Annotated in this window: 1 pseudogene; it reads left to right on the top strand. The window is 70.9% G+C overall.

The annotated features are described in order from the left end of the window. Nucleotides 1–77: pseudogene (locus tag ACPYOG_RS21340) on the top strand (aconitase family protein); the annotation flags it as partial. Nucleotides 78–203: the final 126 nt, after the last annotated feature.

The raw sequence follows: 203 nt of genomic DNA, 5'->3' as shown, positions 1-203 counted from the left end.
TCTGCAACATGTCGATCGAGGCCGGTGCTCGCGCCGGCATGGTCGCGCCCGACGAGACGACCTTCGCCTACCTGAAGCTGTCTCTTATACACATCTCCGAGCCCACGAGACACTCGCTAATCTGGTGGGGGGGGTTTTTTTTTGGGGGGGGGGGGGGGGGGGGGGGGGGGGGGGGGGGGGGGGGGGGGGGGGGGGGGGGGGGG

The sequence above is a fragment of the Leifsonia sp. HAY1-4F genome (assembly GCF_056755275.1).
The sequence above is the reverse complement of the archived record's forward strand: the minus strand, read 5'-3'. Positions and strand labels throughout refer to the sequence as shown.